This is a genomic window from Stenotrophomonas sp. (assembly GCF_031995405.1).
Lineage (GTDB): Bacteria > Pseudomonadota > Gammaproteobacteria > Xanthomonadales > Xanthomonadaceae > Stenotrophomonas.
Genome location: NZ_DAMAGC010000082.1, coordinates 1 through 18191, shown reverse-complemented (window position 1 = coordinate 18191; position 18191 = coordinate 1). Strand labels below are relative to the sequence as shown.

General features: G+C 67.4%; 18 protein-coding genes. 11 read left to right on the top strand and 7 right to left on the bottom strand.

The genetic code is table 11. The features are described 5' to 3' along the window. Together RTO53_RS13950 and RTO53_RS13945 are read right to left on the bottom strand one after the other, a co-directional pair. Window positions 1–2148, bottom strand: a 2148-nt coding sequence (locus RTO53_RS13950) for a heavy metal translocating P-type ATPase (RefSeq protein ID WP_312238354.1), incomplete at its 3' end; no start/stop codon positions are given. Beyond that, window positions 2145–2543, bottom strand: coding sequence for a heavy metal-responsive transcriptional regulator (locus RTO53_RS13945; protein WP_312238353.1), 399 nt, complete (start codon window positions 2541–2543; stop codon window positions 2145–2147). The genes RTO53_RS13950 and RTO53_RS13945, both read right to left, overlap by 4 nt. Window positions 2544–2763: 220 nt before the next feature. On the opposite strand from RTO53_RS13945, the gene RTO53_RS13940 reads away from it, so the two are divergent. From RTO53_RS13940 to map, 10 genes are all read left to right on the top strand, one after another. Continuing rightward, window positions 2764–3831 carry a helix-turn-helix domain-containing protein gene (locus RTO53_RS13940; protein WP_312238352.1) on the top strand — a complete coding sequence of 356 codons (1068 nt, stop codon included), beginning with the start codon at window positions 2764–2766 and terminating at the stop codon, window positions 3829–3831. Window positions 3832–4007: 176 nt separating this feature from the next. Then, window positions 4008–4808, top strand: a complete 801-nt coding sequence (locus RTO53_RS13935; protein ID WP_312238351.1) for a TlpA disulfide reductase family protein — start codon at window positions 4008–4010, stop codon at window positions 4806–4808. Between the two features lie 37 nt (window positions 4809–4845). Further along, the gene (dsbG, locus tag RTO53_RS13930; protein WP_312238350.1) at window positions 4846–5673 is read left to right on the top strand and encodes a thiol:disulfide interchange protein DsbG; all 828 of its coding nucleotides are present in this window, start codon (window positions 4846–4848) and stop codon (window positions 5671–5673) included. 443 nt (window positions 5674–6116) lie between these two features. Further along, window positions 6117–7571, top strand: coding sequence for a DcaP family trimeric outer membrane transporter (locus RTO53_RS13925; protein ID WP_312238349.1), 1455 nt, complete (start codon window positions 6117–6119; stop codon window positions 7569–7571). Window positions 7572–7622: 51 nt separating this feature from the next. Further along, window positions 7623–8969, top strand: a complete 1347-nt coding sequence (adiC, locus tag RTO53_RS13920) for an arginine/agmatine antiporter (RefSeq protein WP_312238348.1) — start codon at window positions 7623–7625, stop codon at window positions 8967–8969. 21 nt (window positions 8970–8990) lie between these two features. Continuing rightward, on the top strand, window positions 8991–11279 hold the full coding sequence (locus RTO53_RS13915; RefSeq protein ID WP_312238347.1) for an Orn/Lys/Arg decarboxylase N-terminal domain-containing protein: 2289 nt from the start codon (window positions 8991–8993) through the stop codon (window positions 11277–11279). Between the two features lie 28 nt (window positions 11280–11307). Next, window positions 11308–12210: a cation diffusion facilitator family transporter gene (locus tag RTO53_RS13910; protein ID WP_312238346.1), complete on the top strand. Its 903-nt coding sequence runs from the start codon at window positions 11308–11310 to the stop codon at window positions 12208–12210. Between the two features lie 114 nt (window positions 12211–12324). Further along, window positions 12325–12756 (top strand): RidA family protein, encoded by a 432-nt coding sequence (locus tag RTO53_RS13905; RefSeq protein WP_312238345.1) that lies wholly within the window; start codon window positions 12325–12327, stop codon window positions 12754–12756. 70 nt (window positions 12757–12826) lie between these two features. Continuing rightward, on the top strand, window positions 12827–13039 hold the full coding sequence (locus RTO53_RS13900) for a ParD-like family protein (protein ID WP_179458689.1): 213 nt from the start codon (window positions 12827–12829) through the stop codon (window positions 13037–13039). Then, entirely contained in the window at window positions 13036–13803 is a 768-nt protein-coding gene (gene map / locus RTO53_RS13895; RefSeq protein ID WP_312238344.1) for a type I methionyl aminopeptidase, read from the top strand. Before RTO53_RS13900 ends, map begins: the two co-directional genes overlap by 4 nt. Window positions 13804–13832: 29 nt before the next feature. Here map and RTO53_RS13890 read toward each other — a convergent pair whose 3' ends face one another. Then, on the bottom strand, window positions 13833–14618 hold the full coding sequence (locus tag RTO53_RS13890; RefSeq protein ID WP_312238343.1) for a response regulator: 786 nt from the start codon (window positions 14616–14618) through the stop codon (window positions 13833–13835). Next, entirely contained in the window at window positions 14615–15739 is a 1125-nt protein-coding gene (locus RTO53_RS13885) for a histidine kinase (protein WP_312238342.1), read from the bottom strand. The genes RTO53_RS13890 and RTO53_RS13885 overlap by 4 nt, the downstream gene beginning before the upstream one ends. 185 nt (window positions 15740–15924) lie before the next feature. Here RTO53_RS13885 and RTO53_RS13880 point away from each other — a divergent pair, with 185 nt between their 5' ends. Next, window positions 15925–16299, top strand: a complete 375-nt coding sequence (locus RTO53_RS13880; RefSeq protein WP_312238341.1) for a hypothetical protein — start codon at window positions 15925–15927, stop codon at window positions 16297–16299. 68 nt (window positions 16300–16367) lie between these two features. Here the strand turns inward: RTO53_RS13880 and RTO53_RS13875 are convergent, their stop codons facing one another. The 3 genes from RTO53_RS13875 to RTO53_RS13865 all read right to left on the bottom strand — a co-directional run. After that, a complete protein-coding gene (locus RTO53_RS13875; RefSeq protein WP_312238340.1) occupies window positions 16368–17033 on the bottom strand; it encodes a hypothetical protein in 666 nt (221 codons plus the stop codon). Further along, a complete protein-coding gene (locus RTO53_RS13870) occupies window positions 17030–17773 on the bottom strand; it encodes a hypothetical protein (protein WP_312238339.1) in 744 nt (247 codons plus the stop codon). Before RTO53_RS13870 ends, RTO53_RS13875 begins: the two co-directional genes overlap by 4 nt. A 191-nt stretch (window positions 17774–17964) precedes the next feature. Continuing rightward, window positions 17965–18191, bottom strand: a 227-nt coding sequence (locus RTO53_RS13865) for a glutathione binding-like protein (protein WP_312238338.1), incomplete at its 5' end; no start/stop codon positions are given.

Here is an 18191-nt window from a genome sequence, read left to right as displayed (position 1 = left end):
CACCTGCGCGCTGGACATCGCCACGTCGGTGCCGTTGCCCATCGCGATGCCGACATCGGCCGTGGCCAGAGCAGGCGCATCGTTGATGCCGTCGCCGGCCATCGCCACCTTGCGTCCCTGCGCCTGCAGCGTGCGGATCAAGGCGGCCTTGTCGGCCGGGCGCATTTCACCGTGCACCTCGTCCAGCCCGAGTTCGCGCGCGACCGCTTCGGCGGTGGCGCTGCCGTCGCCGCTGGCCATCACGATGCGCAGACCGTCGCGATGCAGCTGCGCGATCGCCTCGGCGGTGGAGGGCTTGATCGGATCGGCCACCGCAAGCAACCCGGCCAGGTGGCCGTCCACGGCCAGGTACATCACGCTGGCTGCGGCGCGGCGCAGGCCTTCGGCAGTGCCACCCAATGCGTCCAGCGCGATGCCGTGTTCCTGCATCAATGCGGCGTTGCCCAACCGCATATCCTTGCCGTCCACGCGGCCGCGCACGCCCAGGCCGGTCAGCGAATCGAACCCGGTGACCGGCAACAACGGCGCGCCGCGTTGCCTGGCTTCGGCCACGATGGCCGCCGCCAGCGGGTGTTCGCTACCCTGATCGAGACTGGCCGCCCACTGCAGCACCGTATCGGCGGTGAACGGGGCGACGGCCTGCACGTCGCGGAACTGCGGACGGCCTTCGGTCAGCGTGCCGGTCTTGTCCACCACCAGCGTGTCGATCTGGCGCAGCGCCTCGATCGCTTCGGCATCGCGGAACAGCACGCCATGCTGCGCGGCGCGACCGGTGGCGACCATGATCGACATCGGCGTGGCCAGGCCCAGCGCGCATGGGCAGGCGATGATCAGCACGGCCACCGCGCTGAGCACGCCATGCGTCCACGACGGTTCCGGTCCGAACAGGCCCCAGCCGAAGAACGTCAGTACCGCCGCCAGCAGCACCGCCAGCACGAACCAGTAGGCGACCTTGTCGGCCATGCGCTGCATCGGCGCGCGCGAGCGCTGTGCCTGCGCCACCAGCTGCACGATCTGCGCCAGCATGCTGTCATCACCCAGGCGGTCGGCGCGGATCACCAGGCTGCCGGTGCCGTTGAGGGTCGCGCCGATCACGCGGTCGCCGACGCCCTTGCCGACCGGCACGGCTTCACCGGTGAGCATCGACTCGTCGATGGACGAGCGGCCTTCGAGCACGGTCCCGTCCACCGGCACCTTCTCGCCGGGCCGCACGCGCAGGCGGTCGCCCGGTTGCAGCTTGCCGATATCAACGTCTTCCTCGTGGCCATCCTCGCGCACCACCCGCGCGGTCTTCGGGGCGAGGCCCAGCAGCGCCTTGATCGCCGCCGAGGTCTTTGCACGCGCGCGCAGTTCCATCAACTGGCCCAGCAGGGTCAGCGAGATGATCACCGCGGCCGCTTCGAAGTACACCCCGACATGCCCGTGCTGGCGGAACGAATCCGGGAACAGATCCGGCGCGAGCGTGGCGACCACGCTGTAGCCATAGGCCGCCAGCACGCCGGTGCCGATCAGGGTCCACATGTTCGGGCTGCGGTTGCCGATGGACTGCGCCCAGCGCTGCAGGAACGGCCAGCCCGCCCACAGCACCACCGGGGTGGCCAGCGCCAGTTCGATCCAGACCCGCAGGTCGGGCGACAGGCCGCCCAGCAGCGGGGTCATCGCCAGCATCGCCAGCGCCATGGTCGCCACGCTCAGCGGCAGGCTCCACCAGAAGCGGCGGCGGAAGTCGGTCAGTTCCGGGTTCTCGCCCTCGTCCAGGCTGGGCATCATCGGTTCCAGCGCCATGCCGCAGATGGGGCAGGTGCCGGGGCCGTCCTGCACGATCTGCGGGTCCATCGGGCAGGTGTACAGCGTGCCGGCGGGAACCGGCGCGGCCACGTGCGAGGACGGATCGAGATAGCGTTGCGGGTCGGCGATGAACTTGCGGCGGCAACCATCGCTGCAGAAGTGGTAGTCGCTGCCGTCGTGGCGGGCGTGATGGGCGGTGGTGGCCGGGTCCACGTCCATGCCGCAGACCAGATCCTTGACGGTCTGCGCGCCGGCAGGCGGCTTGCTGGCGCAGCAGCTGCTGCTGTTTGCCGGGACCGGTGCGGGGGCCGGCGTGGTGCTGCAGCAACTGCCGCCGCCGTGGCTGTGGTCGTGGTTCATGGGCGCGACTCCGTCAACGCGTTGAGGATCGGGCACTGTTCCAGCTCGCCGTGGCCGGGGCAGGCGTCGACCAGTTGCTTGAGCGCGCCGTGCATGCGCTGCAGTTCGACGATGCGTTGTTCGATGTCGGCCAGCTTGTGCACGGCGCTGTCGCGCACCTGGCCCATGTCCTTGCCGCGCTGGTCACTCAGGCTGAGCAGTTCACCGATTTCTTCCAGAGTGAAGCCCAGGGCCTTGGCGCGCCGGATGAACTGCAGCCGGGTCAGATCGTCGCGGTCGAAAACCCGGTAGCCGCCCGCGCTGCGGCGCGCGGTGGGCAGCAGGTGCTGGCGCTCGTAATAGCGCACGGTGTCGATCGGCACGCCGGATTCGCGTGCAAGCTGTCCTATGTTCATGTCCACCTCGTTGAAGAGCTGGGCGCAGGGTAAACCCTGGAGTCTGGTCAAGAGTCAAGGGTTGCTGAAGGGGAGCCCGCCGATGTCGCGGCTGGACCGAAAAATACAATTAGTTTCATAGCCGCCGCGCCGCCGCCTCCGTAGGCTCGACCAGATTCGCCGAAATCCCTTGTCCCACGTGGGTTTCGCTGGTTACAGATCTTGCTTGAGGAGCTTGCCCATGGATGCACCCTTCACCCCTTTGTCGACCGTCCCCAGGAGCACCTCGCCGGTCCTGATGGAAGTGGCCGTGCTCGAGTACCCCGGCAGCCTGCGGGCTGCCGCGCCGGTACTGTCCGAACTGGCGCAGCGCTGCAACCGCACGGCCGCGGCCGTCAAACGCCAGGGCGCACGGATGCTGGTCACCCGCTGGACGCTGTCCAGCCGTGGCGTGCAGCGGGTTGCCGGTGCCGAACTGTTCGGCGATGCACCACCGGCGATCGTGGTGGTGCCCGGCAATGAGCCGAGCTGGCCGCTGGCGCCGCCGGACGAGCGCATGCTGGCGTGGCTGCGCGACTGCCATGACGGCGGCAGCGTGCTGGCCGGCTGCGATGAAGGCGGGCTGCTGATGGCGGCCAGTGGCGTGCTGGCCGGACGCACGGTGAGCCTGCCGGACCTGTCGCGTTGCCCGTCGCTGGCCTCCACGGTGCCGAGCTGGTCGCAGGGCGATCGCGCCCTGGTCGATGACGGCGACCTGCTCAGTGCGTCCGGCGTGGATGCGTGGAAGTACCTCAGCCTGCGGCTGCTGGCGCGGGTGTACGGGCAGAGCGTGATGGCCGAGGCGATCACGCAGCTGCAGCTGGTGATCCCGCGGGCGGTGCAGGACGATCTGGAACGCTTCAGCCCCAACTTCGCCCATGGCGACCGCGGCATCCTCAAGGCGCAGCGCTGGCTGCACACCATCGCCGCGCGCGGGGTGACGCTGCAGGACATCTGTGAATCCTCCGGGCTGGAGCCGCGCACCCTGCAGCGGCGCTTCCTCAAGGCCACCGGGCTGCGTCCGATCGAATACTGCCAGCGCCTGCGCATCGCCAAGGCGCAGTTGCTGCTGCAGGCCGGTGGGGTGGTCGACGAAGTGTCGTGGGCGGTCGGTTACTCGGACCAGAGCGCCTTCCGTCGCCTGTTCCTGCGCATCGTGGGGGTCACCCCGGCGCGCTACCGCCGGCAGATCTTCGTGCAGCGTCGTGGCGAGCGTGCACGCACCGCCGCGCCGCGCGACATCGAAGAGCCGTTGCGTTCTGCGGCATAACCCGACGCGGTACTGGAAAAAGTCATGCAACGGCAGGTTCGCGCAGGCGGCCTGCCGTTGCCGTATGTGCGAGTGCGGCTTGCCCGATCCGAGGTGGGCTGGGACCATGCGGTCGGGGTCAATGCGAAGACAGGTGCGGCGGCGTGTGACGTCGCTGCACCGGAGACGGCTGGATGATGAGCAGTGTTGGCCCGGTACCGCTGGGCGTGGTGTGGGTGATGTTGGGCGGGTTGCTGGCCGTTGCCGTGGCGCGCGGGTTGCGGCCGCCACTGCAGGAGGGCCAGCCCAGCACGGGTGCGTTGCTGCTGGACATGCTGTTGCTTGGCCTGCTGGGCGGGCGCGTGGGTTTCGTGATGCTGCACTGGCGCGATTACCTGGCCGACCCGTGGGCGGTGCTGCGGGTGGGTGATGGTGGTTTCCTGCCATGGCTGGCGCTGCTGGTCGGCATCGGCTGGGGCCTGTGGCGCCTGCAGCGCTGGCCCGCGCTGCGACGGCCGGTGTGGGCCGGGACCGTGGCCGGGGTGCTGTGCTGGGCAGCGTTGTCGCTGGGCACGGCGCAGCTGCAGCAGTCGCGTATCGCGCTGCCCGCGCTCACCCTGCAGTCGCTGCAAGGGCAACCGGTCACGCTGGCCGGGCAGGGTGGGCAGGCGGTCGTGGTCAACCTGTGGGCCAGCTGGTGCGGCCCGTGCCGACGCGAGATGCCGATCTTTGCCGGCGCACAGCTGCGCGAACCGGCGGTGCGCTTCGTGTTCGTCAACCAGGGCGAGGGCATGCAGGAGGTGCAGCAGTTCCTGGCCGGGGAGCGTCTGTCGCTGCGCAACGTGCTGCTGGACCCCGACAGCCTGACCTCGGAACGACTGCAGGTGCACGCATATCCGACTACCCTGTTCTTCGATTCAAGCGGTCGCCTGCAGGACCTGCACATGGGGGAACTCAGTGCGGCCGGGCTGCAGGCCCGGCTCGATGCGCTGCGCTGAGGCGCTGCGCGTTCTTTTTCTGCTACCAGGAGTTGCCATGTTGTTGACATCCTCGCGCCCGCTGGGCTCCCTGCTTGCCACCGCCCTGCTGATGGCGCTGGCCGACTGCAGCCAGGCGCAGTCGCCGCAGGCGCCTGCGGCCAGTGCCGGTCAGGCGGCCAGGACCGGTGATCGACCGGCCGTGCTCAAGGGCATCGAGAAGCATGGCTTCGAAGTGCTGGGCGAATTCGATGCACCCGGTGGCCTGCGTGGGTTTGCCGGTGTGGTGGGTGGCCAGCAGCCGGCGGCCGCGTACGTGACCCCCGATGGCAAGCATGTGCTGGTGGGCAGCCTGTTCGACGAGAAGGGCGAGGAAGTGGGCGCGGCGGCGATGGAGAAGCTCGCGGCCAAGCCGATGTCCGACCGGATGTGGAACAAGCTCGATGCCAGCGCCTGGGTGCGCGACGGTCGCGCCGATGCGCCGCGCGTGGTGTACACCTTCAGCGATGCCAACTGCCCGTACTGCCACCGGTTCTGGGAAGCGGCGCGGCCGTGGGTGGACAGTGGCAAGGTGCAGCTGCGCCACATCATGGTCGGCGTGATCCGCGAAGACAGCCCGGCCAAGGCCGCGGCGATCCTGACCGCGTCCAATCCGAGTGCGGCATTGCTGGAGAACGAGCATGCCTTCGACAAGGGCGGCATCAAGCCGGTGGCGAAGCTGTCCACCGAGGTGGCCAACAAGCTCAACGCCAACCAGGAACTGATGATCGAGATGGGTTTCCAGGGCACCCCGGGCATCCTGTTCAAGGATGACAAGGGCCTGCTCGACCGCCGTTCGGGCATGCCGCAGGGCAAGGACATGGACCTGGTGATGGGGCCGCGCTGATCCCGCGCGCTGGAGGAAACGCCGCGCACCGGTGTCATCCCGGTGTGCGGCAGGTCACATTTGCGGCGCGTTGCGGTTGATCTGGATCAAGGCCGAAAACGACATGCGCACTACGCTGTGTGCATGCTTCCCACCTTCGTCAACACACGCATTGATCGCAATGCGACCGCGCCATTGTCATCGGAACGACGGGCAGGCTTCACGAATCACTCACCCTGCGATTGTTACTCAGGGCGCTGGCAAGTCGGCCAGAACCGACATGCCAGCCGGGATGGGGAGGGCATCCCACGCGGGCCAACACGATGCCGACAACGCGACGGTTCAACTGTCTGCGTGGCATGCGTGCGACGTCTGCAGTGCAGTAACGGGTTGTCGTTCGTGCTCCGGCGCGCGTGCGTGTCGGGGACCGGCGGCAAGGCTGTTCGCGGTTCATGGAGAACGTGATGCGCCTGGCTGTAGTGACGTTTGCCTGTGCGGCGGTGCTGTCGTCCACGCCGGCCCATGCACAGGATTCGGCTGACGCGTTGCGGCAGGAGATCCAGTCGCTGCGGCAGACGCTGGCGGCGATGGAGAAACGCCTGGATGCGCTGGAATCCAACAAACCGCCGCCAGCGGTGACCCATCCCACCGCAGATCCGCTACCCGCTGCGACCTCGGCCGCGGCACCCGCCGCACCTCCGACTCCCTCCAATACGCTTGCGCAGGCCGCTGCCGCGCAGGTGCCCGGCGTCGGCCAGGCGATCCTGCCACCGCGTGATTCGGTGTCCGATCCGTCCTCGGCGGCCTCGCGCCCGGACAGCGCGGCCGGGCCGACCGATCCCGAGTTGAAGGGTTTCTTCGCCATTCCCGGTACCGACACGCTGATCCGCATCGGCGGTTACGCCAAGCTCGATGCGATCGCCGATTCGCGTGCCGCCGGTGATGAGGAACAGTTCGTCACCTCCTCGATCCCGGTGGGCAGCCCACACCGCGACGTCTCCAACTTCACCCTGCATGCCAAGCAGACCCGTTTCAGTTTCGAGGCGCGGCGGCCGACCACGCACGGCAACCTGCGCTTCTACCTGGAGAACGACTTCTTCGGCAGCAGCGACAGCTACCGGTTCCGCCTGCGCCACGCGTACGGCCAGCTCGGCAATACCTACGCAGGCTATGGCTATGCGACCTTCATGGACGCCGACAGCCTGCCCGACACGCTGGACTTCGCCGGTCCCGGTGGGGCCGGCTACCTCCTGGTGGCTGGCATCCACCACAGCTTCCCGATGGGCAAGGGCAACACGCTGACCCTCGCCGCCGAAGATCCGGAGACGCAGCTCAGCGCGCCGGGCGAGGGCATCCGTGCGGTCAACCAGGCGCCGGACGTGACCGTCACCGCGCGCATGGAGCGCAGCTGGGGCCACCTGCAGCTGGGCGCCGTGGCGCGCAGCCTGGGCTATGACGGGGACGAAGGCGATGACCGCCGCATCGGTGGCGGGCTGCAGTTGAGCGGCTCGGCCGCAGTGGGCGAGCAGGACCTGCTGCTGTTCGGCGCCTTGGGTGGCAAGGGCCTGGCCCGTTACACCGCCGACCTCACCGGGTCGGGCATGGATGCGGTGGTGGGCGTCGATGGCCACCTTGCGCTGCTCTCGCTGCGCGGCGGCTTCGTCGGCTACACGCATTACTGGTCGCCGATGTGGCGGTCGAACCTGATCTACGGCCAGCTCAGCAGCGAACGCAACGATGCGCTGGCCGCCGACGCGTTCCGCCGCAGCCGCTACGGCGTGTTCAACCTGATCTGGAGCCCGGCCCCGTCGTGGACGATGGGCATGGAGCTGTTGTACGGGCAGCTGGAGCAGCAGGGCGGACAACGCGGCGACACGGTGCGGCTGCAGGGCAGCCTGCAATACAACTTCATCAAGTAGACCCCAACGCCCGGCGCGATCGGGTCCCTGCCAGGCAAAGGAGAAAGCGTCATGGCGAAAGCGAAGAAAATCGGGGTGGTCGGTGCCACCTTCCTGGTGGCCGGCAACATGATGGGCTCGGGGGTGTTCCTGCTGCCCTCCAGCCTGGCCAAGATCGGTACCGCCTCGATCTGGGGCTGGCTGATCACCACGGCCGGTGCGCTGCTGCTGGCGTTCGTGTTCGCCAAGCTCGGCAAGTTGGCGCCCAAGGCCGGCGGCCCCTACGCCTATGCGCGCGACTGGTTCGGTCCTTACATGGGTTTCCAGACCAACACCATCTACTGGTTCGCCAACTGGATCGGCAACGTCGCCATTCCGATCGCCGCGGTGGGCTATTTCAGCTACTTCTTCCCGATCCTGTCCGAGCCGCTGCCACGCTGCCTGGCCGTGCTGACGCTGGTGTGGGCGCTGAGCTTTGCCAACGTGGTCGGTCCGTCCTTCGTCAGCAAGCTGCAGACGGTGACCACCAGCTTCGCGCTTGTGCCGATCCTGGGCATTGCCATCTTCGGCTGGTTCTTCTTCGACCCGGCCATCTTCAAGGGCGCCTACAACGTGTCCGGCGAGTCCAACTTCGGCGCGGTGTCCAGTGCTGCCGCACTGACCCTGTGGGCGTTCATCGGCGTGGAATCGGCCTCGGTGACTGCCGGGGTGGTGGAGAACCCGGAGAAGAACGTGGCCCGCGCCACCCTGGCCGGTGTGTTCCTGGCGGCGGTGGCCTACATCGCCAGCTCCTCGGTGATCATGGGCATGGTGCCCAATGGCGACCTGCAGGTGTCCGATGCGCCGTTCGCACTGGCGGCGGCCAACGCCGTGGGCGGGTGGGGCGGTGCGCTGGTGAGCCTGTGTGCCTTCGTCGGCGCGGCCGGCTCGCTTGGCGGCTGGATCCTGCTGACCGCGCAGAGCGCCAAGGCGGCCTCCGATGACGGCCTGTTCCCGGGCATCTTCAGCAAGACCAACAAGGACGATGTGCCGGTCAAGGGCGTGCTGATCGTGGCGGTGCTGATGACGGTGGCCGTACTGGTCACCTCCACCTCCGAGACCGCCTCGGCGCAGTTCGATGTGATCACCTCGGCCGCGGTGGTGCTGACCCTGCTGCCCTACATCTATTCCTGCGTGGCCTGCTACTTCGTGGTCGAGCGCTCGCACACGCTGGTGCATACCGGTGCGTTCTGGCTGCTGACCAGCGTCACGGTCGTGTACTGCCTGTGGGCGATCTTTGGTTCGTCCGGCAGCATCGTCCAGTACGCCTTCCTGTTCGTGCTGTTCATCACGGTGTTCTACCCGTTCTTCAGCGAAGAGCGGCGCCGCCAGCGCGGTCTGCCCGCGCTGGACTCCGCCGTCCGCACGACGCTTTCGTGATATTGCCCCAGGAGAAGCCCTGTGTACTTCAAGTCCCTTGATTACCCCATCATCGTCATCGACGACGATTACGAGTCCCCGCGCATCGGCGGCATCCTGATCCGTGCGCTGGTGGAGGAACTGCGCAAGAGCGACCAGCGCGTGCTGTGCGGTCTGACCCTGGCCGATGCGCAGGCCGGCGCGCGCACCTACGTGGCCGCCTCGGCGGTGCTGATCTCCATCGACGGCACCGAGGAAAATCCCGAGCAGTTCCAGCGTCTGCTCGGCTTCCTGCGCGAGCAGACCGCCCGCCGTGCCAACCTGCCGGTGTTCCTGTACGGCGAGCGGCGCACCATCGAGAAGGTGCCGAGCAAGCTGCTGAAGTTCGTGCACGGCTACATCTTCCTGTTCGAAGACACCAAGAGCTTCATCTCGCGCCAGGTGATGCGTGCGGCCGAAGACTACATGGCCAACCTGCTGCCGCCGTTCTTCAAGGCGCTGATCCACCACACCGCCGAGTCGAATTACTCCTGGCACACCCCCGGGCATGCCGGCGGCGTGGCGTTCACCAAGTCGCCGGTGGGACGCGCGTTCCACCAGTTCTACGGGGAAAACACCCTGCGCAGCGATCTGTCGATCTCGGTGCCGGAGCTGGGCTCGCTGCTGGACCACACCGGCCCGATCAAGGAGGCCGAGAACGAGGCGGCGCGCAACTTCGGTGCCGACCATACCTTCTTCGTCACCAACGGCACCTCCACCGCCAACAAGATCGTCTGGCACGGCACCGTCGGCCGTGGCGATGTCGTGTTCGTGGACCGCAACTGCCACAAGTCGCTGCTGCATGCGCTGATCATGACCGGCGGCATCCCGGTGTACTTCACCCCCAGCCGCAACGCGCACGGCATCATCGGGCCGATCAGCCTGGACCAGTTCACCCCCGAAGCGCTGCAGGCGGCCATCGCGGCCAACCCGCTGGCCAGCAAGGCCTACAAGGCCGGCTCCAAGCCGCGCATCGCGGTGGTGACCAATTCCACCTACGACGGGTTGTGCTACAACGCGGAAAAAATCGCCGAGGAGATCGGCAGCGCGGTCGATTTCCTGCATTTCGACGAGGCCTGGTACGCCTACGCGGCCTTCCATCCGTTCTACGAGAACCATTACGGCATGGCCAAGGGCAAGCCGCGCGAGCAGGATGCGATCATCTTCACCACCCATTCCACCCACAAGCTGCTGGCCGCGTTCTCGCAGGCCTCGATGATCCACGTGCGCAATGCGGCGACGCGCGCGCTGGATGCCGAGCGCTTCAATGAAGCCTTCATGATGCACACCACCACCAGCCCGCATTACGGAGTGATCGCCGCGTGCGATGTGGCCTCCAAGATGATGGAAGGGGCGGCCGGTGAGTCGCTGGTGCAGGAGATGCACGATGAGGCCATCGCCTTCCGCCGCGCCATGCTGCACGTGCGCGAGGACCTGGGCCGCGACGACTGGTGGTTCAGCGTGTGGCAGCCGGACAAGCTGGAGCGCTCACTGGCCAAGGGCGATGCGCCGGCGCCGATGGTGGCCAAGCGCAGCGAGTGGTACCTGCAGCCGGATGCGCACTGGCACGGTTTCGATGGCCTGGTGGAAGATTATGTGCTGATCGATCCGATCAAGGTGACCCTGGTGACCCCCGGGCTGTCGATCGATGGCGACGTCGGCGAGCGCGGCATTCCGGCCGCGGTGCTGAGCAAGTTCCTGTGGACGCGCGGCATCACCGTGGAGAAGACCAACCTGTATTCGGTGCTGTTCCTGTTCTCGATGGGCATCACCAAGGGCAAGTGGAGCACGCTGGTGACCGAGCTGATGGCGTTCAAGGAACTGTATGACGCCAACGCGCCGCTGAGCCGCGCCTTGCCGGGGCTGGCCGCGGACTTCCCGGTGGCATATGCCGGCTGGGGCCTGCGCGACCTGTGCCAGGCGCTGCACGAATTCAACCGCGAGTTCGCCGTGGCCAAGGTGATGCGCGAGATGTACGTGGACCTGCCCGAGCCGGTGATGACCCCGGCCGAGGCGTATGACCACCTGGTGCGTGGGCAGATCGAGCGGGTAGACATCGAGCAGATCAGCGGGCGTATCGCCGGCACGATGCTGGTGCCGTACCCGCCGGGTATCCCGACGATCATGCCGGGCGAGCGCTTTGGCGCCAGCGATGAGCCGATCATCCAGTCGCTGCGCATCGCCCGCGAGCAGAATGCGCGCTTCCCGGGCTTCGAGTCGGACGTGCACGGGCTTATCATCGACCGCGACGGCGACGTGCCGCGCTACAAGGTGGAGGTGCTGAAGGTCTGACGCCCGCGCGCAGGACCCTCGGCAAGCGATGGATACAGCACGCGAGCAGCGGGTCCTCAAGTTCTCCATCGGGGTGACGATGGCGGTAAGCGCCACCGGCTTCGTCGGTGGCCTGCTGGTGGGGTCGCAGGCCATCCTGTTCGACGGCGTCTACAGCCTGGTGGACGTGGCCCTGACCCTGGTGGCGCTGTCGGTGCTGCGGCTGGTGGCGCGGGAGGAAAGCCCGCGCTTCCAGTATGGCTACTGGCACCTGGAACCGATGGTGGAAGCGCTGGGCGGGGCGATCCTCTCGCTGGCCTGCATTTATGCGCTGGCCAATTCGATCATCGGGCTGACCACCGGCGGGCATGAGGTCAAGGCCGGCCCCGCGTTGTTGTGGGCGGCGGTACTGTGCGTGAGCAACCTGGCGATGGCCGCATTCGTGCGGACGCGCGCACGGCAGCTGAAATCGGCGCTGTTGTGGCTGGACGTGCGGGCCTGGCTGCTGAGCGGGCTGATGAGCCTGGCGGTGGTGCTGGCGTTTGCGATCGCGCTGCTGCTGCGCGATGGCGCGCACGCGCACTGGATTCCCTATCTGGACCCGCTGGTGCTGGCCGCGATCAGCGTGGCGGTACTGCCGGTGCCGTTGCGCAGTGCCTGGAAGGCCATGCGCGAGGTGCTGCAGGTGGCGCCGGATACGCTGGACGCACGCGTGCAGGCAGTGATGAAGGACTTCGTCGCCGAGCACGGGTATCTGGATTTCACCAGCCACGTGGCCAAGATGGGGCGCATGCGCTTCGTGGAGATCCACATCCTGACCCATCCGGAGACGGTGATCGGCAACATCGGCAACGTGGACCGGCTGCGCGACGACATCGCCGAGCGCCTGGATGCGCGGGGCAGCGAGTTCTGGCTGACGATCGATTTCACTGCCGATCCGGCCTGGACCTGAGTGCTGCCGGCGGTAGTGCCGTGCACGCACTGCAGCGTTGCATCGCATCGCGTTGACCTCAACCACGGTTGAGGCCGGACACTGCGCGTCCACTCCCCAAGCGATGCCTGCCCCATGTTGACCGATGCCCCCGTTGCGCCCACCGGCCTGTTCGGTTTCATCAATCCGTCCGGCCTCTACGACCCGAGCGCGAACGGCTATTCGCACGTGGCCGTGGTGCGCCTGCCGGCACGGGTGATCCACATTGCCGGGCAGGGCGGCGAGACCGCCGATGGCGCGTTGTCGCCACGCTTCGAGGCGCAGGTTGCGCAGGCACTGGACAACCTGGGCCTGGCGCTGGCCTCGGCCGGGGCCAGCCTGGCCGATGTGGCCAAGCTCACGGTGCTGGTGGTTGATCATGACCAGGACCGGCTTGGGATCCTGTCCGATCAGATTGGTCGGCGCTGGCCGCTGGGGCGCGCCCCGACCTGCACGCTGATCCCGGTACCGCGACTGGCCCTGGACGGGATGTTGTTCGAAATCGAAGCGACGGCGTATACCGCGTAGCAGGGAGGGTGGCGGTGCATATATGAAGCATATATGATGTGTATATATCTTCTGTATGCGAGGCACCGCCATGGGCATCGTCAACATCGACGACGAACTGCACGACAACCTGCGCCGCGCCAGTGGCGTGTCCGGCCGCTCGATCAATGCCCAGGCCGGGTTCTGGATCAAGATCGGGATGCTGTGCGAGATGAATCCCGGCATGAGTTACCAGGAGATCGTCGGCCGCGAGCTGCGCGCGGCCGGGGTCGAGCCGGGCGCGTTGCGGGTGGCCGAAGCATGATCAAGACCGTCGAAGAGCAGGCGTTGATGCGCGCATCGGGGCGCCTGCTGGCACAGGTGTTCGAGGCGCTGGATACGCTGCCGCTGGAAGGCATGAGCACGCTGCAGGTCAACGACTGGGTGGAGCGCTTCATCGTCGATGAGCTGCACGCGCGCCCGGCCAGCAAGGGGCAGTATGGCTTCGCCTACGTGTTGAACAGCTCGATCGACCGCGTGGTCTGCCACGGCGTGCCATCGGCCGATGACATCCTGCGCAGCGGCAGTATCGTCAACCTCGATATCACGCTGGAGAAGGACGGCTACATCGCCGACTCCAGCAAGACCTACCTGATCGGCGAGGTGGACTACGCGGCCAGGCGGCTGGTGCGGGTCACCCGCGAGGCGATGTGGAAAGGCATCGGCGTGGTACGCCCCGGCGCGACGCTGGGCGATATCGGCTTTGCGATCCAGCAGCATGCCAAGGCGCACGGTTACAGCGTGGTCAGGGAGTTCTGCGGGCACGGCATCGGCCAGGAAATGCACGAAGAGCCGCAGGTGCTGCATTACGGTCGGCGCGGCGATGGGCTGGCACTGGAGCAAGGCATGACCTTCACCATCGAGCCGATGATCAACCAGGGCCGCGCGGCCATCGACATGAGCGACGACGGCTGGACGGTGACCACGCGCGACGGCAAGCTGTCCGCGCAGGCCGAGCACACCGTGCTGGTTACCGCCGATGGGGTGGAGGTGTTAACGCTGCGTGCGGGCGAGCAGGGCGCGCGCTGACCGCCACGCCAGCCGGGCATGGCCCGGCGTTATCCGGTGTCGCCGCTGCGCGTGGACACCAGCTTGAGGAACGCCTCGTTCTGGTAGCGGCTCATGCGCAGCTGCTGGCCGGTATCCATGGTCACCACGTGATGGCCGTTGAACCATGGGTGGATCGCCTTGACCCGACGCACGTTGACGATCGCCGAGCGGTGCACCCGGGCGAAATGACGCGGGTCCAGCCGCGCGGCCAGCGTGGCCATGGTTTCGCGCAGCTCGTGCACGCGATCGACCAGGTGGATCTCCACGATGTTGCGCGCGGCCTTGATCCAGACGATGTCGTCCACCGCGATCAGCACCACGTGCTCGTCCACCCGCACCGGAATGCGCTGCAGGTAGTCCTCGCGCTGGCGCAGCGCGTCCAGCGCCTGCAGGATCTGCACCGACGCCTGCGCGCCGACACCGCTGGCCGCCGACAGCCGGTGCTTGGCGCGCTGCAGGGTGGCGGCGAAGCGTTCGCGGCTGAACGGCTTGACCAGGTAATCGATGGCATTGGCTTCGAAGGCCTTGACCGCGTATTGCTCGTAAGCGGTGACGAATACGGTGGCGGGCATGCGCTCGGCACCAATGGTGGCGACCACGTCCATGCCGTTGATCGCCGGCATCTGGATATCCAGGAACACCAGGTCCGGGGATTGATTGCGGATCGCGGCCACCGCCGACACGCCATCACCGCACTCGCCGACGATCTCGATATCCGCATCGTCGCGCAGCAGGCGCACGATCGCGTGGCGCGCGATCGGCTCGTCATCCACCACCAGCGCAGCGAGGGTCATGCCGGCGACAGGCCCGGGGTGAATTCGGGCGCGTCCTCGGCGCTCTCCAGCGCGCGGAACGGCACGCGGATGCGGCAGACCACGCCTTCGGGCCAGATCATGTCCAGGCGCACCTCGGCGGCATCGCCGTAGAGTTCCTGCAGGCGCAGTCGCGTGTTGGACATGCCGATGCCGTGACCGGCCGAGGCGGTCGGCTCGGCCGAGAGGGTGCTGTTGCGGTTGCGGACTTCGATGCACAGCGCATCGCCGTCACGCCGCGCGTCGATTTCAATGGTGTCGCTGCCCACGCGCTGGCCGATGCCATGGCGCAGGGCATTCTCCACCAGCGGCTGCAGGATCAGGCTTGGCACGGCGCACTCCAGCGTATCGGGGGCGATGTAGGTGCGGGTGGTCAGGCGGTCCTTGAAGCGCACGCGCTGGATGCCCAGGTACAGCTCGATCAGGTCCAGCTCCTGGCGCAGGCTGATTTCCTGGCCGTCATAGTCTTCCAGGAAGGCACGCAGCAGCTCGCTCAGGCGCAGCAGCATGTCTTCGGCCGACACTTTGTCCTCGTCGAGCAGGGTGATGATCGCGTGCAGCGTGTTGAACAGGAAGTGCGGCTGCAGCTGCGACTTCAACGCCAGCAGGCGCGACTGCGCCAGCTCGGTGGCCAGCTGGCTGGCCTCCAGCTCGCGCCGGGCCTTTTCAGCATGGAAATGCAGCGCCTGCTGGATCGCAAACAACGTCCAGTAAGTGAGCAGGCCAATGGCGAAGTGCTGCTCCAGGAAATACCCCAGCTGCTCGGCGAACCCGCTGGGCTCGAACAGGGTGGAGACCAGCGCCCCCAGCACCATCGCGCCGAAGGTGACGCACAGGCTGGCCACCACCTGCGCGCCCAGCCCGTGGAAGCGCTGGGTGCCGCGGACCGGGAAACGTTCGGCGATCCGGAACACCGTCGGGGCCAGCGCAGCCCAGGTGTACCACTGGATCAGCGACCAGCGGGCCAGATCCCAGAACGGCCAGTGGGTGCGGGGCAGGCCGACGTTGATTGCGTTCTGCATGGCGAACACCAGGGCCACCAGCGTCCACAGGGCGATATAGCGGGACAGGCGGATCTGGGTGCTGCCAAGGCGGATGAGCATGGTCGGGTCCTGCGCCGCGCGTGTGCGGCAAGGGGCATCTTAGGCGCGGGGGGAGGGGGCGGGAAGCGCCATGACGGCCCATTACGATTGGCCCGCGCGTGGCGACGATTGGTCCCGGATCGGTTGGCTGCCCGGGATGGCCGGTGCCTGATACGGACGTCCTTCACCGCTACGGAGACGCTGCCATGTCCCTGATCCGCCCTGTCCTGATCATTTCGTTGTCCCTGATGCCGCTGTTCGTGATCGCTCCGGCGCAGGCCGGCGAGGCACGCTACCTTGGCCTGCTCAACCGCGCCCATGACAGTGTCGTAGCGCTGGAAGTGGCCCCGGCCGGCAGCGATGCATACGTCGCCCGACCGATCGACAGGCTCGACGGGGGCGGTGGCGCAACCACCGTGCGCCTGGGTGACGCCGGCTGCCGGTTCGACATACGGCTGCAGTTCCGCAATGGCCGGCGCGCGGTCTATCACGGGGTGGATGTGTGCACTGGCGATACGCTGGCGATCGCACCGCTGCCACGCGGCCGCGACGAGGGGGTGGTTGCCGTGCAGTCGCGCTGAGCACGCCGGTCGTCAGTGCTGACGACCGGTTGCCCGGTTTGCGGGTATCGGTGAGTGTCCCGCAGGGCTTACTCGTGCGGCTTCGCGCCTTCCTCGAAGGCCGCGCGACGGGCGCGATAGGCCACTACCTGCAGCTTGCCCGCACCCAGCAACGGACGCATCCGGTTGACCTCGGTGCCGACCCGATAGGCGCCTCCGCCCGGGGTGATGAACGCCGAGGACTGCGAGGTGATCGTGGTGTCCTGCTTGCCCACGTGGCTGGCATCGGGACGCAGCAGCAGGTACACCGGCGGCGTCGGACGGCTGCGATCAACGAACACGCTCAGCGAGTACTCGTTGGTGCGCCGTACGAAATCGGTGAACGGATACTGCTTTATCGGCTGGAACCCCGCATCCAGCAGTTCGGCGCTGGCGGCGAACGTGCCGCCTTCGGAAAGCGACACGCGGATGTCGATCTCCGAGGCGCCTTCCAATGCGTCCAGCCGGTACAACGCCACCGGCAACGCCGTGCCGGACAGGGTGACACAGGCCGCCACCTCGGCGAACTCCAGGCGTCGGTCCTCGGCATCTTCCCTGGGCGCCAGGTAATTCAGTGGACGGCTGGTCACTTCCGGCAGGCTGCCCACGCAGTGCAGGCGGGTATCGGGCACCGTGGCCTTGTAGGCCTGGTGGGCGCACCCCGGCAGTCCACTGGCGACCATCGCCAGCAGGACCATGCTGGTCAGCCGGCTCACAGCTGCCTGACCAGGGCGTCGCTGGTGCGGTCGATGGCCAGCTTGATGCCTTCCACGGTTTCGGCACCGGCGTCTTCGAGGGCATCGAAATCGGCGTAGGCAAAGCGCTGCGCCTCCGGTTCCAGGGTGATGACCTTGGCCTGGTTGAGGACGTTGTTGTAGACGACGAAGTCGGTGAAGTAGTTCTGCTTGCCGTCCTGGCTGACCAGGCGCGCGGCCACGCTCAGCATCGGGCGGTAGGGCGCATCATCGCCTGCACCGGCGGCGGCGTAACCGACGAAGTTCACGCTGAGGTCCAGCTGGGCATCGGCCTGCGGCTGGTGGGTGTAGGCCTTGCGCAGGCCGAACACGCCGCGGGCGGTCTTGCTGCCCTTGGGTTCCACCATCGCGCCGGGCCATACCAAGGTGTAGCCGCGTTCGGCCATGCGCTGGGTCAGGCTTTCCTTGAAGTACACCGCAGGGTCGAACCTGGCAGCGTCGCATGCGGCCTGCAGCCGGTCACGCTTGCTGGCCATGTTGGCGGCGGCCACCAGCCCGCCGATCAGGCCGAAGTTGGCGCCGGGGTGGTTCATCATCAATACGTTCGGTTCGATCGGCGTTACGGGCAGCACCACGATGGTCTTGATTGGTGGCGTGGCGTCACGGTTGTAGGCCTGCTGGGGTGGCAGGCTGACGCAGCCGGTCAATGCGGCCATCATGGCCAAGCCCACGCACACACGCTGGAAAGCGGCAAACTTCATGGACGAATCCCTCCTGTATGAAATTGCCCGGAGAGAGCCCGCCATGCATGGCTACGCAAGACCAGCCGCCCCCGCGACTGGCAGATCCTCCCCCCAGGATCCAGCCCGGATGCGTCCGGGCCGGCGGCAGCGTAACCGAGCGCCGCGCGCCGCACCAGAGGGGGCCGTGGCGGTTGGCCGGCGGCTGCGGATCAGGCCGCAGCGGGGCGCGTCAGTCCCTCGCGCTCCAGCGCGGCACGTACCGACGGGCGCGCCTGCACGCGTTGGTACCAGCGCTGCAGATTGGCCAGCGCGTCGAAGTGGATATCGGCCTTGTAGTAGGAGGTCAGCCACGCCGCCTGGCCCCAGCCGACCAGGGCGAACAGGTAGGCGTCGGCGATGCTGAAGGTGTCGCCGGTGAGGTAGTCGCGTTCGGCTA

Excerpts from the sequence above, each read along its gene's own strand:
- RTO53_RS13945 (WP_312238353.1), bottom strand. The coding sequence starts at position 2,543 with ATGAACATAGGACAGCTTGCACGCGAATCCGGCGTGCCGATCGACACC.
- RTO53_RS13905 (WP_312238345.1), top strand. The coding sequence starts at position 12,325 with ATGTTGACCGATGCCCCCGTTGCGCCCACCGGCCTGTTCGGTTTCATC.
- RTO53_RS13880 (WP_312238341.1), top strand. The coding sequence starts at position 15,925 with ATGTCCCTGATCCGCCCTGTCCTGATCATTTCGTTGTCCCTGATGCCG.
- RTO53_RS13935 (WP_312238351.1), top strand. The coding sequence starts at position 4,008 with ATGAGCAGTGTTGGCCCGGTACCGCTGGGCGTGGTGTGGGTGATGTTG.
- RTO53_RS13890 (WP_312238343.1), bottom strand. The coding sequence starts at position 14,618 with ATGACCCTCGCTGCGCTGGTGGTGGATGACGAGCCGATCGCGCGCCAC.
- map (WP_312238344.1), top strand. The coding sequence starts at position 13,036 with ATGATCAAGACCGTCGAAGAGCAGGCGTTGATGCGCGCATCGGGGCGC.
- RTO53_RS13900 (WP_179458689.1), top strand. The coding sequence starts at position 12,827 with ATGGGCATCGTCAACATCGACGACGAACTGCACGACAACCTGCGCCGC.
- dsbG (WP_312238350.1), top strand. The coding sequence starts at position 4,846 with ATGTTGTTGACATCCTCGCGCCCGCTGGGCTCCCTGCTTGCCACCGCC.
- RTO53_RS13870 (WP_312238339.1), bottom strand. The coding sequence starts at position 17,773 with ATGAAGTTTGCCGCTTTCCAGCGTGTGTGCGTGGGCTTGGCCATGATG.
- RTO53_RS13940 (WP_312238352.1), top strand. The coding sequence starts at position 2,764 with ATGGATGCACCCTTCACCCCTTTGTCGACCGTCCCCAGGAGCACCTCG.
- adiC (WP_312238348.1), top strand. The coding sequence starts at position 7,623 with ATGGCGAAAGCGAAGAAAATCGGGGTGGTCGGTGCCACCTTCCTGGTG.
- RTO53_RS13925 (WP_312238349.1), top strand. The coding sequence starts at position 6,117 with ATGCGCCTGGCTGTAGTGACGTTTGCCTGTGCGGCGGTGCTGTCGTCC.
- RTO53_RS13885 (WP_312238342.1), bottom strand. The coding sequence starts at position 15,739 with ATGCTCATCCGCCTTGGCAGCACCCAGATCCGCCTGTCCCGCTATATC.
- RTO53_RS13910 (WP_312238346.1), top strand. The coding sequence starts at position 11,308 with ATGGATACAGCACGCGAGCAGCGGGTCCTCAAGTTCTCCATCGGGGTG.